We start from the raw sequence: 1,018 nt of genomic DNA, 5'->3' as shown, positions 1-1,018 counted from the left end.
CTTTGTTGTGTTCTACCATTATTGTAAACGCTTTAATTGAAAATTCCAACTATAATATGCTTGCCAGTCTTTTTGCTCAAAACGAAATTGAAGTAATTTGCGGCGGCTTCTGCTATGATAATATGGAAAAATGCAGATATAGGGTGTGACAGTGTGAAAATCGGAATTATCGGCGGCGGAGCGGTAGGCCTTTTATGTGCTTACTACTTATCGTCCCGCCATCAGGTAACGGTCATTACGCGGCGGACGGAGCAGGCTGATGCGATTAACTCAGGCGGTATACGGCTTGTGAAAGACGGAATAGAATGTACGGCGGCATGCAGAGCGCAAACGGGCATCACTTCCGGATTCGACCTCTTAATCGCAGCCGTTAAACAGCACCAGCTCAGTGCTGTGCTGCGGGATCTTGAGACGATAAAAGAGACGAATGTGCTGTTTTTGCAAAACGGCATGGGACACATACACGACATGAAAGATTGGCAAACAGATCATTCGCTTTATGTCGGCACTGTTGAGCACGGAGCAAAAAAGATATCAGATCATGCCGTTGAACATACGGGAGCGGGAGCCGTAAGATGGAGTGTATTCAGCGCATCCCGGCCGGAAACGATCAAAAGCATCTTTTCCGGCATGCATCGGGATTTTCCCGTATATGATGAAAACGACTGGTATCGGCTGTTAACGGGAAAACTGATCATAAATGTATGCATCAACCCGTTAACTGCATTGCTGCGCGTGAAAAACGGAGAGCTGTTAAGAAATGACGCTTACAAAAAGTATATGAGAAACGTATTTGAAGAAGCGGAGACAATTCTTGGCCTCGCCGATAGAGAAAAAGCGTGGAACAAGGTTTGCGAAGTGTGCAGACTGACGGAAAAAAATCATTCTTCCATGCTCGTCGATATCATGGCAGGCAGGCGGACAGAGGTTGATGCGATTATCGGCTACCTTGTAAAAGAAGCGGAAAGCCGCGGATTGCCGGCCGTTCATCTCACGTTTTTACACCGCAGCATAAAAG

General features: G+C 46.6%; 1 protein-coding gene. It reads left to right on the top strand.

Going from position 1 to position 1,018, the window contains the following annotated elements; all coding sequences use genetic code 11:
* Window positions 1–153: 153 nt before the first annotated feature.
* Window positions 154–1,018: 2-dehydropantoate 2-reductase (locus ACFVSN_RS45230; protein WP_387959347.1), on the top strand; the 865-nt coding region annotated here is incomplete at its 3' end.

The sequence above is a fragment of the Kitasatospora sp. NPDC057904 genome, assembly GCF_042887925.1.
Taxonomy (GTDB): Bacteria; Actinomycetota; Actinomycetes; order Streptomycetales; family Streptomycetaceae; genus Kitasatospora.
This window is presented reverse-complemented; position numbering and strand designations above follow the sequence as displayed.